We start from the raw sequence: 15,665 nt of genomic DNA on the forward strand, positions 1-15,665 counted from the left end.
TCTCAATGGCGCCGTGCGCTGGCGCGCGCCGCGACAGAGCGGCATGCGTTTTTTCGCGCAAAGCGCCCTTTGAACTTTTGGAATCGATTACGTTATCCGCGTTTGGGCGATTGCGCCGTTATGCGGCGCGATCTGGCGCGAATCGTTCGAAAGCACGGCGCGACTGCGTCGACCGCGAGGCAGGACTGGCGAGGGGGTGTGGGTATCGGCGGCCGGGGCCGCTTATCGATTCGTCGCTTCGACGAAGCCGATGAGCCCTTTGAGGAGCGTAACGGGATCGGGCGGACAGCCGCGAATATGGAGATCGACCGGAACGACCGCCGCGACGGAGCCGACGCAGGCGTAGCTCTCCGCAAAAACGCCGCAGCCAAAGGCGCAATCGCCGACGGCGATCACCCATTTGGGATCGGGCGTCGCCGCATAGGTGCGCTCCAGAGCTTCGCGCATATTCTTGGTCACCGGGCCGGTGACGATCAGCGCGTCGGCATGGCGCGGCGAGGCGACGAAACGCAGGCCGAATCTTTCGATATCGTAGTAGGCGTTGTTCAGCGCGTGAATCTCAAGTTCGCAGCCGTTGCAAGAGCCCGCGTCCACTTCGCGGATGGACAGACTGCGCCCCAGTTTCTGGCGGATGGCGCGCCCCAGCGTATAGCCGAGCTCGGCGACCGAGGCCGCCTCGGGCTTTGGCGGCGACTCGGTCAGAGCGCGGCGGAGCAAACCTTGAAGCAAGAATTTCTGCATGGCGCGGCGGTCTTAAAGGTCGGGCCCCGAATAGGAGCAGTTGAAGGACTTGTTGCAGAGCGGGAAGTCCGCGACGATATTGCCCTTGATCGCCGCTTCGAGCAGCGGCCACTGGAACCAGGAGGGATCGCGCAGATGACAGCGCGCGACTGCGCCGTCCGCGCCGATGCGCAGCCAGACGAAAATATCGCCGCGAAAGCCTTCGACGAGCGCCGCGCCCTCGCATGGCGCGTCTTTCGTCGGCTCCCAGTCCTGCATGATCGGACCTTGCGGGAGATGGTCGAGAATATGCGCGACGATTTTCAAAGAGGCCCTGATCTCGTCGAAGCGGACCCAGACGCGCGCGTCGACGTCGCCGTCGGTCGAGAGGCCGATTTCGAAATCGAACTCGGAATAGGGGGCATAGCCGACGGCTTTGCGCGCGTCGAACTCCCGTCCCGACGCGCGGCCGACAAAGCCGCCGCAGGCGTATTGTCGGACGAGTTCCTTGCTGACCACGCCCGTTCCCACCGTGCGGTCCTGCAGCGAGGTGGTGTCGCCAAAGAGCGCGATGAGGCGCGGCGTCATCAACTCGATCCAGTCGAGAAGCCCGCGCAGCGCCTGCTTCCCGTCTTCGTCCAGATCCGCAACGACCCCGCCGGGCGCGATGCGGTCCATCATCAGTCGATGGCCGAAGCAGCCTGAGGCGGCGCGCAGGATTCTTTCGCGCACGATCGCGCAATGCGCATGCATGAGCGCAAAAGCGGCGTCGTTGCAGATCGCGCCAATATCGCCGAAATGATTGGCGAGCCGTTCGAGCTCGGCCATCAGCGCGCGCAGATGCAGGGCGCGCGGCGGAGCCTCGAGGCCGAGCGCCGCTTCCACCGCCTGCGCGAAGGCGAGGCCATAGGCGACCGTGCTGTCGCCGGAAACGCGCGCCGCGAGATTCGCCGCGCGCGCGATCGACGCGCCCGCCATCAATTGATCGACGCCTTTATGGGTGAAGCCGAGCCTTTCCTCGAGGCGCACGACGGTCTCGCCATTGGCGGAAAAACGGAAATGTCCGGGCTCGATGATCCCCGCATGGACCGGGCCCACGGGAATCTGATGCAGCGGCTCGCCTTCCGCCGCGAGAAAGACATAAGGGTCGCTTGTCGAAGCGATCTCCTCGCGCGCGCCGCCGGGATGGCGCAGCCCCCATCTTCCATGATCGAGCCAGCGCCTGTCGTCGGGCGCGCCTTCGGCCTTGAGGCCGTAAAGATCGGAGATCGTCCGCTCCAGCCGCAGCGCCGGCGGATGTACGCGTCCGACCGACGGAAAGCTTCCTTTCGGGCAATCCAGGGTGACGATGCGGATGCGCGGCGTCTCGCGCTCCAAGATCGCCATGTGAACCTGGGCGCTTTCGCCCCAGAGGCTGACCAGGTCGAGCCGGCCTTTCGCGAGTTCCTCGGCGACGGCGAGCCAGCCCGCCGCATCGACGCTCTCGCGCGGCCAGGGCCGGCAACCCGCATCGGGCGAAGGGGGCGTTATTTCCTTAGGGGCGATGTTCATCGTTGCGACGCTCATCCGAGGAGCCGGGCTACGTTCTGGAACCAGGCGACGATATGGGATGGAAGATAGAGGCCTGCGAGCAGGACCAGCGCAAGATGCGCATAGAGCGGAATGACGGAGGCCTTCACTTCGGCTTCGCGTCCTGTCGGCTCGCCGAACGCCATTCCGGTGAGCCGCAGCAGCAGGGCGCCGAATGCGAGGAGCAGGCCGAACACGAGGGGGATGGCGAGCAGCGGCTGACGAGCGAAGGTGGAGCTCACAACCAGAAACTCGCTCATGAAAATGCCGAGCGGCGGCAGGCCGACGATCGCCATCACGCCGGCGACGAGGCCCCAGCCGAGTATGGGCTGGCTTTGCGTCAGTCCCCTGATGTCGGCGATTTTCTGCGTGCCGGAGACCTGCGTGATATGCCCGACGGCGAAGAAGATCGCCGATTTCGTCAGGCTGTGCATGGTCATGTGCAAGAGGCCCGCAAAATTCGCGAGCGGCCCGCCCATGCCGAAGGCGAAGGCGATGATGCCCATATGCTCGATCGAGGAATAGGCGAAGAGCCGCTTGATGTCGTCGCGACGGTAAAGCATGAACGCCGCCAAGATCAGCGAGAGCAATCCGAGCGTGATCATCAGCGGCCCCGGCGCGATCGCCGCGGCATTGGCGGTCAGCAGCATTTTGAATCGCAGCACCGCGTAAAGCGCGACATTGAGAAGAAGGCCGGAAAGAACCGCCGAGATCGGCGTCGGGCCTTCCGCATGGGCGTCGGGCAGCCAGGCGTGCATGGGCGCAAGGCCGACCTTGGTCCCATAGCCGAGAATGAGAAAGACGAAAGCGACATTGAGCATGCGCGGATTGAATTGCGGCGCCTGCTCCATGAGCGTCTTCCAGACCATGGCGTCATAGCCCTGGCCGATCGCCGGCTCCGCCGCCATATAGACGAGAATCGTGCCAAAGAGGGCGAGCGCGATGCCGACGCTGCCGAGGATGAAATATTTCCAGGCGGCTTCCAGCGCATGCGGCGTGCGATAAATGCCGACCATCAGCACGGTGGTGAGCGTCGCGACTTCGATCGCGACCCACATCAGGCCGATGTTACTCGCGAGCAAGGCGAGATTCATCGCGCACATCAGCGTCTGATACATCGCGTGATAGAAGCGCACATTGACCGGGCCGAGCTTGCCCGTCTCGATCTCATGTTCGATGTAGCTCGCGCTGTAGATGCTCGTCGTAAAGCCGATGAAGGTCGACAGCACGATGAAGACGATGTTGAGATCGTCGACAAAGAGATAGGTTCCGGTTTCCGGCTCGGTCAGCAGGAGAATGAGCGCGAAGAGAAAGGTCGCCCCCGAAGCGCAGAGATTGATGATCGCCGAGCGCCGATATTCCGACTCGAAGGCGAGAACGCAGGCGGCGATAGCCGGGATCGCGACCAGCATATTGGAGACCAGAAAGAGGTTGGAATTCATCTGCGCTCTCCCCGGAGGCGATCAAGCTCATAGAGATCGACGGTGTCGAAGCGCTCGCGAATGCGAAACAGGAAGACGCCGATCACGATAAAGGCGATGAGAATCGAGAAAGCGACGCTGATCTCGACGACGAGCGGCATGCCGTTGGCGCCCGCGGCGGCGAGGATCAGTCCATTCTCCAGGGACATGAAGCCGACGATCTGGCTCACCGCATTGCGTCGCGTCACCATCATCAGGAGGCCGAGCAGCACGATCGCCATGGCGAAGGCGACGTCTTCCCGCGCCATTGGATCGGCGCTCGCCGTCGCCGGCAGCACGACGACAAGCGACAGCGCCATCAGGAAGATGCCGATGAGCATCGTCACGCCGACGCCGCCGATGACTTCCACCGTGCGGTGAATGCCGAGCCGCCTGATGATGGCGCGAAGGCTGAATGGGATGATCAGCGCCTTGAAGATCAAGGCGATGGCCGCCGTCACGTAAAGATGGGGGGCGTCCTGGTAATAGGCCTGCCAGGCGACCGACAGGGACAGGATGACGGCGTGCAGGGCGAAGATGTTGATGAGCCCCGACAGCCGGTCCTGATAGAGCAGCATGAAACTCGTGAGCACCAGCGCGCCCGCGAAAAGATGCGCGATGTCGAAGGTTAAGACGTCCATTACAGGCTCCGGGTCACGAAGACGAGCAGAGTCGCGAGGAGACCCAGCATCAAGCCGGCGCCAAGGAAATCCGGCACCCGGAAGACGCGCATTTTCGCGGTCGACGTCTCGAAAAGGGCGAGCAGGCCGCCGCCGATCGCAAGCTTGAGGACATAAGTCGCGGCGCCGATGGCCATGTCCTGCGCGCCGGCGTCGCGCGGCGCCAGCCCGAAGGGGAAGAAGACGCAGCCGATGAGCGAGATGTAGAGGAGCAGCTTGAGCGCCGAGGCGAGTTCGATCAGCGCGAGATAGCGTCCGGAATATTCGAGGATCATCGCCTCATGCACCATCGTCAGTTCGAGATGCGTCGCCGGATTGTCGACCGGTATCCGCCCATTTTCGGCGATCGCCACGATGATGAGGCCGATGAGCGCCATGCCCACGGAAACGCGCAGCTCGAAATTCGAGACCATATATGCCGCGATTTCCGAGAGCTGCGTCGTTCCGGCGATGAAGGAGACGGTGAAGACGATCATGATCATCGCCGGCTCGGCGAGCGAGCCGAACATCGCCTCGCGGCTCGAGCCGATGCCGCCGAAGCTCGTGCCAATGTCCATGCCCGCCAGGGCGAGGAAAAAGCGGGCGCTGCCGAGAAGCGCGATGATGGCGATGAGATCCGCGGTCCAGCTGAACATCAGCCCCGTGGCGAATGTCGGCACGAGCGACGCCGCGACCCAGGTCGTCGCGAAAATGAGATAAGGCGCCGCGCAATAGAGCCATGAGGCGTTGTCGGCGACAACGGCTTCCTTGCGCATCAGGCGGATGATGTCGCGCCAGGGCTGAAGGATCGGCGGCCCCCGCCGGCGCAGCAGCCGCGCCTTGAACTTGCGGATATAGCCGATAAGCAGCGGCGCCAGCGCCAGCACGAGAATCATTTCGGCGGCCTGCGCGAAGAGATCGAAGATGAGCCTCATAGCGCCACCATCACCAGCAGGAAGACGAGCGCGCCGAAGACGAGCGCCAGATATTCCTGGATCGTCAGGAAATTGAGGCCGTTCAATCCCGAGGCGCAGGAGACGACCGCGCGCGTCATGGGCGCATAGAAATAGTCGTAGATGCGATCCTTGATTGTGACGGTCAGGCGCGCGGGGCGCATCTCTCCCGGCAGGGGCATGTCGAGACGCTCGCGCGCCGCGAAGGCGATGACGCCGAGCGTGCGCCGGATCGGCTGCGCGAAACTGCTCGCGCTATATTGGGTCGCGGGACTCGGTTCGATATAGCCGCAGTCCCAGGCCGGCGCGCGCCGCGCGCCGCGCGGCCAGTATTTCTGAATGACATATCTCGCGCCGAAGGCGGAGAAGAGGATGAAGGCGAAGACCAGAAGCCCGTTATAGGAACTGCGGCTCTCGGCGACGGGCGCGATAGAGAGCCAGGAGATTTCCGACTGCGCCGGCATCCGGCCGCCGACGAAGTCGAGCGCGGCGGGCGAAATCGTATCGATGAGGAGGCTTGGCAGAAGGCCGGCCATGAGACACAGCGTCAGCAGGCCGGCCATGGCGCCGATCGACCAATCGTCGGCGTCATGCGGCGTTTTCGGCGTCGACGCTCTGGCGCGGCCGAGAAAAGTGATGCCGAAAGCGCGAATGTAGCAGGCCGCGCCGAGCGCCGCGCTCAGCGCCAGCGTCACGCCGACCGCGGGCACGAGCAGCTTCAACAGCCATTGCGGCAGCGACGGGCTGAGAAGGATCGCCTGGAAGACCATCCATTCCGAGACGAAGCCATTGAGCGGCGGCAGAGCGGAGATGGCGATCGAGCCCCCCAGAAACAGGAAGGCGGTTTTCGGCATGGCGTGTATGAGGCCGCCAAGCCGCTCGATGTTTCTCTCTCCCGTGGCGTTGAGCACGGCGCCGGCGCCAAAGAACAGGATGCTCTTGAACAGGGAGTGGTTGAAGACGTGAAACAGCGCCGCCGTGAAGGCGAGCGCCGCCGGCACCGCGAGGCCGTTCGCCTTGAACGCCAAGGCCAGGCCGAGCGCGACGAAGACGATGCCGATATTTTCGATCGTGCTATAGGCGAGAAGTTTCTTGAGGTCGCTCTGGATCGTGGCGAAAAGGACGCCGATGAGCGCGCTCGCGGCGCCAAAGGTCATGGGCTCTATGCCCCACCAGAAGGCCGGCGGCCCGAGCAGATCGAAGGCGACGCGAATGAATCCATAGACGGCGACTTTCGTCATCGCGCCGCTCATCAGCGCGGAGACGTGACTGGGCGCGGCGGGATGCGCAAGCGGCAGCCAGACATGGAGCGGCGCGAGGCCGGCTTTCGAGCCCATGCCGATCAGCGCGAGCGCCAGCACAAGGCCAGACTTCCAGCTCTCTTTCGATGAATCGCGGATGGAGGCGAAGTCATAGGCGCCGCCGACGCCGCCAAGAACGCCAAAGGCCATGAGCAGGGCCAGCGCGCCAAAGCTCGCCATCAGCAAATAGACGTAGCCCGCTCTTCGGTTCTCGGCGTCGTGATGTTCGGCGAGCACCAGCGCCCAGGAGGCGAGCGACATGAACTCCCAGGCGACGAGAAAGGTAAAGGCGTCGTCGGCGAGCACGACGACGTTCATCCCCGCGAGAAAGGCCGGATAGAACGGCAGCACGCGCATCGGATTTTTTTCATGCGCGGCGTAGCCGATCGCATAGGCGCTCGCCGCGACGCCCGCGAGATTGATCACGGCGAGGAAAAAGGCGCTTAAGACGTCGATGCGGAAATGCATGCCGATCCAGGGCAGGCCAAGCGGCGCCGTCGTCGTCAGCACATTGGCGCCGCGTGGAATGACCGCTGCGATGAAGAGAAGCAGACAGAGGCCAATGCAGGCGCGATAGACGATCCGACTGATGTCGGGGCGCCGTCCGTTGAAGATCGCAAAGGCGCTCACGCCAACGAGCGCGGCGATGCAGGTCAACGCCAGATAGAGCGGCATATTTCGTCACATTCCCTTCTACGCGAGGGCTCGCATGATGATTGCGTCGGTCGTCGCGACGGAATGTTCTAGCCGTGGGCGCTGCGTTTGCGCGGCGCCAGAGGATGTTTCGACGTCGCAACGTGCTGATCGAGTCCCCGAATTTCCGCGCGTCCGCCTTTGCCCTCATAGTCCTCACAGAAATGGTGGAGATTTTCCATCACCGTGTGGTCGATGCAGGAGGAATTGGAGAGGTCGAAGACGACCGTCTTGCCGGGAGGCAGTTTCGCGAGCTCGCTCTTGAGGAAAAGATAATTGCCGAAAAAGGCCGCGCCGCCGATCTTCACATGATAGACGCCCGGCTCCGTTTCGACGATGTCGCGGCTCACCTTGAAAACCTCGTTCCAATTCACGCTTCGCCAGAAGTGGAAGATGAACTCCGCGGCGATGCCGATGGCGACGCCGATGAGCAAATCTGTGGCGAGCACGCCGGCGATGGTGATGACGAAGACGCAGAGCTGATCCCAGCCGATCGCCAGAGTCTTGCGAAACTCGCGCGGAGACGTGAGCCGGTAGCCGGTAAACACCAGCAGCGCGGCGAGCGACGTCAAGGGAATTTCGTGGATCACTCTTGGAAAGAGGACGACGAAGATGAGCAGGAAGAGGCCATGGAAGAAATTCGCCCAACCGGTTCGCGCGCCATTGGTGACATTGGCCGAACTGCGGACGATTTCGGCGATCATGGGCAATCCGCCGATGAAGCCGCAGATGATATTGCCGAGGCCCACCGCGGCGAGGTCGCGATTGAGGTCGGACGTGCGCCGAAAACGATCGAGCTTGTCGACCGCCGCGGCGCTGAGCAGACTTTCGAGGCTCCCGACGAGACAGATCGTGACGACCTGTTGCCAGAAAACCTTATGGCCGATCAACGAGAAGTCCGGAAAGGCGAAGCCCGCAAGGAAGTTTTGAGGGATCGACACCAGAAATTTGGGACCGATGGTGAATTCGTGATGCGGCAGGAACTGGGTGTCTGGAAGGAAGAGGTAGATGTGCTCGTCGTCGAGATCGAAATATTGCCCGAGCGCCATGCCGACGATGACGACAAGAATCGGCGCCGGCACCATTCGAAGATAACGATTGCGAACGACCGACCAGGCGATGAGGATCGCGAGACCAAGGCCGCCGATGATGGCGACCTCCGGATTCATATCGCGGATGCTCGAGGGGATCGCGCCGATGGTCTGAAACAGCGTGTCGGCGTCGGGCTTCACGCCGAGCATGACGTGAATCTGCTTGGACATGATGATGACGCCGATCGCCGCCAGCATTCCGTGGACCGCCGACGACGGAAAGAAGGCGCTCATCTTGCCGGCTTTCATCACGCCCATGAGCGTCTGAATGACGCTGGCGCAAACGATGGCGGCGAGAGCATAGCGGTAGCCGGCCTGCGCATCGCCCTGGCCAAGTTCATGGACGGCGTCGAGAACGACGACGATCAGGCCCGCAGCCGGCCCCATGATGGTGACGTAGGAGCCGTTGATGCGGGACACGAGCAGGCCGCCGACGATAGCGGTGATGATGCCCGCCTGGGGCGGAAAGCCGGAGGCCATCGCAATGCCCAGGCAAAGGGGCAGGGCGATGAGAAAGACGAGGAAGCCGGAGAGCATGTCCGCCCGCCAGTTTTCGGCAAGACCTGCAAGTCCGCTTTGGGGGATCGCTCGCGCGAGAAGCCTGTTCGCCATGCTGTCCTGATCTCTTCGAGAAACTGGGAGCGCCCCCGTTTGCGGCGCTTGCCGCTGCGGCGACGCGGAATCGCCTTGCGTTCCGCCGCGAGGGCGACGCAAACTCAATCTGCCATCTTATGCGATTAGCCGCCGGCGCGGCGTGAGAAGAGCTTGAGCGTCGCTCTTCACCGCGCGTCGGCGCAAGGTCTTAAGGACTCTGACGGGAGGGGAGTTTTTGACGGCAGCGTCGCTCGCGTCATTCATCGTCTCCTCCATCATGCAGCGCACATTAGAACAAGCCGTGGACCCCGATATTTCTCGTTTTTTTCGCCGGACTGGCTCTTGTTTCTGGAAGATGTCTCCTCCGCGGCGTCAGTAAGAATGCGCCGTTTTCCGCAGTATCGCGATGAATTTCCGTCTAGAAAGATGGAGCAAAGGCTGCATTATAGGTTCACGAACACGGAGCGATTGCAAACCCCTTGGTTACTCCTCTTTCAATTCTCCTCGTAGAGGACGACGCCGAAATCGGCGAGTTCATCTCGCTCTATCTGGCCAATCACGATGCGCGGACGACCGTCGTTCCGAACGGCGCGGAGATGGACGCGGCGTTCAAGTCCGGGTCGTTCGATCTCCTCATTCTCGATTTGAATCTCCCCGGCGAAGACGGGCTTTCGATCTGCCGGAGAGTGCGGTCGGAGAGGCCGATTCCGATCATCATCCTCACCTCCAAGGGCGAGGACATCGACAAGATTCTCGGGCTGGAAATGGGGGCGGACGACTACATTGTGAAGCCCTTCAATTCGCGCGAATTGCTCGCGCGCATTCGCGCCGTGCTGCGACGCAGCGACAATCATCATGCGCCCGACGATGGCGCGCTGCGGCAGGCCTATCTCTTCTCGGGGTGGCGCGTCGATATTCTCTCGCGCCAGGTCGTCGCGCCCTGCGGCATGAGAGTGGCGATGACCGGCGCCGAATTCGACCTTCTGCACGCGCTTTGCGAAAATCCCAATCGCGTATTGACGCGGGAGCAGCTTATCAACATGACGCATGGCCCGACCTCCGGGCCGTTTGAACGGAGTATAGACGTGTTGATCAGCCGGCTTCGGCAAAAAATTGAGGCCGACGCAAAGAAGCCTCTGCTCATTCAGACGGTGCGCTCCGAGGGCTATATTTTTTCCGCGCAGGTCACTCGGGCATGACCTCACGGGTCTTTTCCTGGCGGCTTCCGCTCAAGCGTTTAGCCGTTCAGATTACGCTTCTTATTCTCGTCTCCATCGTCGCCTTCCAGACGATCGTGATCGTGATGTTTCATGTCCTCGACGTCGAAGGCAGGCGGCACATCGTCGATCAAAGCGATTTCATCGCAAGCGTGATCGTCGCCATTGACGTCGCCGATGTCTCGCAGCGCGCGCATGTGCTTTCGGAGTTTTCGCGCGCCGCGCCCTACGCGAATATTGCAATCGTGGAGGCCCGCCCTCCTTTCGTCGATCCTTTGGACGATGATAGCGAGGACAGTTTCGATAATGAGATCAAACAGGTCGCTGCGCTGCTGTGGGACGACGCCGATGTTTTTCGCGCGGTCAGCCCGCAGCATGAGTTGCTGGCGGTCGGCTTGCGCAAGGGCGGCTACGCCCTCATCTCGATCGCCCAGCATCGAAAGCCGCCGCGATCCGTCTGGCGCTGGCTATGGCAGGACGAGCCGGGCGAGCCCTTCATCCTTACGCCCTGGGCTCGCGCCGCGCTGTCTTTCTTCATGTTTGCGGCGATCTTCGTTTTCTGGACGTCGAATGCGATCATGGCGCCGCTGAAGAATCTCGCGAAATATGCGGAAGGGATTCCAAACGACGTCCAGAGCGACACGCAACTGGCGGAAAGAGGCCCGCAGGAAGTTCGGGAGCTGACGCGCTCGATCAATCGGATGCAGGCGCGCATTCGCCAGATGATTGCGGCGCGCGCACATGTCCTCGCGGCGGTCAGCCATGATTTGAGAACGATCATCACCCGCCTGAAACTAAAGGCCGAGTTCATGTCGGACCGGGAGCTGCAGCAAAGAATGCTGCGCGACATCGATCTGATGGACGCGATGCTCTATAAAAACCTTCAATATTTGCGCGCCGAGGGCGACGATACGTCGGACATATCGCTCATCGATCTCGACAGCGTGCTGCAGACGGTGGCGAACGAATTTGGCGATCTCGGCTATGACGTCAAATATGATCGCGGTCCTCGCCAGATGATTCTCGGCTCGCTCAGCGACGTCCAGCGCATCTTCAATAATCTGGTCGAGAACGCGACGCATCATGCGAAGACGGTCGAAATTTCCATGGCGGAACTCCCGGGCGAGCGCATTCAGGTCGATGTCGTCGACGACGGGCCGGGAATCCCCGCGGAGGCCAAGGAAAGCGCGTTTGAGCCCTTCGTGCGCGGCGAGCCGGCGAGAACGATCAACAAGCACAGCGGATTCGGGCTCGGCCTGTCTATCGTGCGCTCGCTCGTGGAGCATCACGGCGGGACCGTGCAGCTTCTCGATCGCGCGCCGCATGGGCTGATCGTTCGCGTGGTTTTGCCGCAAGCCGTCGAGGGGAGCGAAAAGTCAGCCGCGGCCCGCTAGAGCAGGATCGTTTGAGAGGAGATCGTTTGCGATCCCGTCGCAAACGTGAATCCTGCTCGATCTGCTTAAATTAGAGTGAGATTCACGTTCTTCCTGGAGGCGCGTCGCGCTTCCATGAAGAACGATCTCGCTCTCAGCGTCCCTCGTCGCCAGCCACGCTCACATGATTCGCGCGAAGGCCGCCGCGCCGGCGCGATCCTGCTTGCGCGGCGCCTCGGGGGATTCGCCGGTTTTGGAAAAGGCCGAGGCGATCTTGGCGTCCATGTCGTCGCCAAATACCGCTTCGATGCTTTTGACGCAGATGACGACCTGGTCGTTCGCCAGCCGGTAATAGATTTGTTTCGCGGCGCGGCGGGTGTCGACAAGCTGCGCGCGCCGCAATTCCGCGAGCTGCTGGCTGAGGGCCGGCTGCCCGATCATTGTCAGCTTCTCGATCTCGCCGACGGTGCGCTCGCCCAGCAGCAGGCAGGAGAGAATCATCAGCCTCTGCGGCTGCGCGAAAATCTTGAGCTTTTCGGCGGTTTCATTCGCGCGTTCGCGCGATTCATAGATCGCTGTCATTTAGATCGCCGTCACTTGTCCTTGCGCGTCTTATAGAACCAGTCGTACGGCGCGCCGGGCTTTAGCGCGTGCTCGAGGTTCGTTGGCGGCGGCGCCAGGAGATCGTCGCCCGGCCGCCAGCCTTCGGGGGTCAAGACGTCGCCGGCATGCGCGCGTTGCAGCGCGGTCGCCAATCGCAGCATTTCGTCGACGGAGCGGCCGACGGTGAGCGGATACCAGGTCATGGCGCGAATGACGCCGTCTGGATCGATGAAATAGCTCGCGCGCATCGCTGACGAATCCCTGGCGAATTCGTCGAGCATGCCGTAGGCGCGGCCGATCACCATCGACGGATCCTCGACGATGGGGAAGGGCACGACGACGTCGAAAATTTCCTGAATCGCGCGCACCCAGGCCATGTGCGAGAAAAGACTGTCGACCGAGAGGCCGATCAAGGCGCAGCCGATCGCCTCGAATTTTGGCGCGGCGCGCGCAAGCGCCACGAATTCGCTCGTGCAGACCGGCGTGAAGTCCGCCGGATGCGAAAAGAATACGACCCATCGCCCCCGATATTGGTCGAGGCGCACGTCGCCCCACGTCGAACGCGCCTGAAAGACCGGCGCCAATTGGCCGATCCGCAAGCCGCCCCCGACGGGCGGCGCGGGAAGATTCGATTCTTTTTCCATTGCAACCATCTGCGGCCTCGCGTCGCTTGACACAATCAATTTATATAATTACATGATTTATGAAAATATGTATCTTATAAAAGGGAGCGCTCCAATGGAAGACGCCAATCTGGCCGCCGCGGCCGAGCAGATTCTGCGCGCAGGAGGTCAGCAACACCTTGTCGTCAAAAGCTTTTTTGACGAACCGACCTTCACCGCCAGCCATGTCGCCTATGATCCCGCAACCAAGCGCGCCGCCATTGTCGACAGCGTGCTGAACTTCGATGCGGCCTCCGGCCGCACCTCCACCCATTCCGCGGACGCCATCGTCGAATTCGTCAGCGCCGAGGGTCTCGGCGTCGACTGGCTGCTCGAGACGCACGCCCACGCCGACCATCTTTCCGCCGCGCCCTATCTTCAGCAAAAGCTCGGCGGCAAGCTCGCGATCGGCCGCGAGATCACCACCGTTCAGCGCCTGTTTGGCGGGGTGTTCAATTTCGGAACGGAATTCGCCCGCGACGGCTCGCAGTTCGACAGGCTGTTTGACGACGGCGATCGGTTTTCCGTCGGCGACATTCCCGCGATCGCGCTGCATGTTCCCGGACACACGCCGGCCGATATCGCTTATGTGATCGGCGACGCCGCCTTTATCGGCGACACGCTTTTCATGCCCGATTACGGCACGGCGCGCGCGGATTTTCCCGGCGGCGACGCGCATCAGCTCTATCGCTCCATTCGCCGGCTTTTGTCACTGCCGGAGAAAACGCGTCTCTTTCTGTGCCACGACTACAAAGCGCCGAACCGCAACGTCTTCGTCTGGGAGACGACGGTCGGCGCGCAGAAGAAAAGCAATGTGCATGTGCATGACGGCGTCGCCGAAGAGGCCTTCGTCGCCATGCGCCAGAGCCGCGACGCGACGCTCGATCTGCCCGATCTGATTCTGCCGTCGGTGCAGGTCAATGTGCGCGGCGGCAGGCTTCCGCCGGCCGAAGACAATGGCGTGCGCTACCTCAAACTTCCCATCAACGCCTTCTGAGGCGCTCGAAAGACCGCAGCTCCTCGCGCGCCTGTTGCGGCGCCGGTTCGCGCGATCGAACGATGAAAGAGGACATTATGAGCTTCAAACAGCTAACGCCCCTGTTTTCCGTTTCCGGTCAGATCGCGGAAGAAGACGTCGCCACGGCGGCGCGTTCGGGATTTCGCGCCCTCATCGACTGCCGCCCCGATGGCGAAGAGGCGGGACAGGCGAGTTTCGCTGATGTATCGGCCTGGGCGGCGAAACACGGCCTTAAGGCTTTTCATACGCCGGTGACGCCGAGCGACGTCAAGGACGCCGACGTTGAAAAATTCGCGGGCGCGCTCGACGCCGCGGAGGGGCCGGTTCTCGGCTATTGCAAGAGCGGCAAGCGCGCGGCGACGCTTTGGGCGCTGTCGCAAGCGGGCAAGCTCGACGCCGCCGCCATTCTCGGCGCGGCGCGCGGCGCCGGCATGGACCTGTCGGCGATCGCGCCGCGGCTCACGGCATGCGGCTCCGGTTCAGGCGGCGAACAGAAAACATATGACGTCGTCATCGTCGGCGGCGGCAGCGGCGGCATTGCGGCGGCGGCGAGTCTGCTGAAACGGCGCCCGTCGCTCTCCATCGCGATCGTGGAGCCCGCCGATGTACATTATTACCAGCCGGGCTTCACGCTTGTCGGCGCCGGCGTCTTCGAGCCGGAGACGACCAAGCGCCCGATGGCCTCGGTAATGCCCGACAAGGCGAATTGGATCAAGCAGTCCGTCGCGAGCTTCAATCCTGAGTCGAACGAACTGGCGCTCGCCGACGGATCGATTCTGCGCTATCGCGCGTTGATCGTTTCGCCGGGGATCAAGCTCGATTGGGAGGCCATCCCCGGCCTCGTCGAGACGCTCGGCGAGAATGGCGTGACCTCCAACTACCGTTACGATCTCGCGCCGCGCACGCATGCGCTGGCGCAGGGCCTGAAGCGCGGGCGCGCGCTCTTCACCCAGCCGCCGATGCCGATCAAATGCGCCGGCGCCCCTCAGAAGGCGATGTATCTCTCCTGCGACACATGGCGGCGCAATGGCGCGCTCGATAATATCGAGGTCGAGTTCCACAATGCGGGCGCCGTGCTCTTTGGCGTCCCCGCCTATGTGCCGGCGCTGATGCAATATGTCGAACGCTACGACATAAAGCTCTGCTTCGAGTCGAAGCTCGTCGCCGTCGACGGCAAAAGGCGCGTCGCGACCTTCGAACAAAAGGACGCCGAAGGAAAGGCGACAGGCGTCGAGCGCGAATTCGACATGCTGCACGCGGTGCCGCCGCAGCGCGCGCCGGACTTTATCGCAAAGAGTCCGCTGGCCGGCGAGACGGGCTTTGTCAGCGTCGCGCCCGATACGCTTCAGCATACGCGCTACCCGAATGTCTTCGGCCTCGGCGATGCGATCGGCACGACAAACGCCAAAACCGCCGCCGCCGCGCGCAAACAGGCCCCAGTGGTCGCGATCAATGTTCTCGCGACGCTGGACGGCAAGAAGCCGCATGTGGGCTATGACGGCTATGGCTCCTGTCCGCTGACGGTCGAGCGCGGCAAGATCGTGCTCGCCGAATTCGGCTATGGCGGCAAGCTTTTGCCGAGCTTCCCGAAATGGATGATCGACGGCACGAAGCCTTCGCGCATGGCCTGGTTCCTCAAGGATCGGATGCTGCCGCCGATCTATTGGCGCTGCATGTTGAAAGGCCGCGAGTGGCTTTGCGATCGCCATATGATCGAAGAGAACGCCGAACCGGCGTCGAAGTGACTGCGTA

Annotated in this window: 13 protein-coding genes; 4 read left to right on the plus strand and 9 right to left on the minus strand. The window is 62.4% G+C overall.

The features are described 5' to 3' along the window. Positions 1 to 222: 222 nt before the first annotated feature. The 7 genes from V3H18_RS02295 to V3H18_RS02325 form a co-directional block, all read right to left on the minus strand. Positions 223 to 741 (minus strand): NADH-quinone oxidoreductase subunit B family protein, encoded by a 519-nt coding sequence (locus V3H18_RS02295; protein WP_332080263.1) that lies wholly within the window; start codon positions 739 to 741, stop codon positions 223 to 225. Positions 742 to 753: 12 nt separating this feature from the next. Next, the gene (locus V3H18_RS02300) at positions 754 to 2,271 is read right to left on the minus strand and encodes a hydrogenase large subunit (RefSeq protein WP_332080264.1); all 1,518 of its coding nucleotides are present in this window, start codon (positions 2,269 to 2,271) and stop codon (positions 754 to 756) included. Positions 2,272 to 2,282: 11 nt separating this feature from the next. Then, positions 2,283 to 3,731: a hydrogenase 4 subunit F gene (locus V3H18_RS02305; RefSeq protein WP_332080265.1), complete on the minus strand. Its 1,449-nt coding sequence runs from the start codon at positions 3,729 to 3,731 to the stop codon at positions 2,283 to 2,285. Then, a complete protein-coding gene (locus V3H18_RS02310) occupies positions 3,728 to 4,390 on the minus strand; it encodes a hydrogenase-4 component E (protein ID WP_332080266.1) in 663 nt (220 codons plus the stop codon). The genes V3H18_RS02305 and V3H18_RS02310 overlap by 4 nt, the downstream gene beginning before the upstream one ends. Then, a complete protein-coding gene (locus V3H18_RS02315) occupies positions 4,390 to 5,343 on the minus strand; it encodes a respiratory chain complex I subunit 1 family protein (protein WP_332080267.1) in 954 nt (317 codons plus the stop codon). The genes V3H18_RS02310 and V3H18_RS02315 overlap by 1 nt, the downstream gene beginning before the upstream one ends. Further along, positions 5,340 to 7,337: a hydrogenase 4 subunit B gene (gene hyfB, locus V3H18_RS02320; protein ID WP_332080268.1), complete on the minus strand. Its 1,998-nt coding sequence runs from the start codon at positions 7,335 to 7,337 to the stop codon at positions 5,340 to 5,342. Before hyfB ends, V3H18_RS02315 begins: the two co-directional genes overlap by 4 nt. Before the next feature lie 68 nt (positions 7,338 to 7,405). Beyond that, positions 7,406 to 9,058 carry a SulP family inorganic anion transporter gene (locus V3H18_RS02325; RefSeq protein WP_332080269.1) on the minus strand — a complete coding sequence of 551 codons (1,653 nt, stop codon included), beginning with the start codon at positions 9,056 to 9,058 and terminating at the stop codon, positions 7,406 to 7,408. Positions 9,059 to 9,519: 461 nt separating this feature from the next. Between V3H18_RS02325 and V3H18_RS02330 the strand changes: the two genes are divergently transcribed. Further along, the gene (locus tag V3H18_RS02330) at positions 9,520 to 10,239 is read left to right on the plus strand and encodes a response regulator transcription factor (RefSeq protein WP_332080270.1); all 720 of its coding nucleotides are present in this window, start codon (positions 9,520 to 9,522) and stop codon (positions 10,237 to 10,239) included. Then, the gene (locus V3H18_RS02335) at positions 10,236 to 11,651 is read left to right on the plus strand and encodes an ATP-binding protein (RefSeq protein ID WP_332080271.1); all 1,416 of its coding nucleotides are present in this window, start codon (positions 10,236 to 10,238) and stop codon (positions 11,649 to 11,651) included. The genes V3H18_RS02330 and V3H18_RS02335 overlap by 4 nt, the downstream gene beginning before the upstream one ends. Before the next feature lie 159 nt (positions 11,652 to 11,810). Here V3H18_RS02335 and V3H18_RS02340 read toward each other — a convergent pair whose 3' ends face one another. Beyond that, positions 11,811 to 12,212 carry an ArsR/SmtB family transcription factor gene (locus tag V3H18_RS02340; RefSeq protein WP_332080272.1) on the minus strand — a complete coding sequence of 134 codons (402 nt, stop codon included), beginning with the start codon at positions 12,210 to 12,212 and terminating at the stop codon, positions 11,811 to 11,813. An 11-nt stretch (positions 12,213 to 12,223) separates the two neighbouring features. After that, complete coding sequence (locus V3H18_RS02345) at positions 12,224 to 12,877, minus strand: peroxiredoxin (protein ID WP_332080273.1); 654 nt, start codon at positions 12,875 to 12,877, stop codon at positions 12,224 to 12,226. A 94-nt stretch (positions 12,878 to 12,971) separates the two neighbouring features. On the opposite strand from V3H18_RS02345, the gene V3H18_RS02350 reads away from it, so the two are divergent. Next, positions 12,972 to 13,892, plus strand: coding sequence for an MBL fold metallo-hydrolase (locus V3H18_RS02350; protein ID WP_332080274.1), 921 nt, complete (start codon positions 12,972 to 12,974; stop codon positions 13,890 to 13,892). A gap of 77 nt (positions 13,893 to 13,969) precedes the next feature. Then, a complete protein-coding gene (locus tag V3H18_RS02355; RefSeq protein WP_332080275.1) occupies positions 13,970 to 15,658 on the plus strand; it encodes a bifunctional protein tyrosine phosphatase family protein/NAD(P)/FAD-dependent oxidoreductase in 1,689 nt (562 codons plus the stop codon). Positions 15,659 to 15,665 lie beyond the last annotated feature (7 nt).

The organism is Methylocystis borbori (assembly GCF_036576025.1).
Lineage (GTDB): Bacteria > Pseudomonadota > Alphaproteobacteria > Rhizobiales > Beijerinckiaceae > Methylocystis > Methylocystis borbori.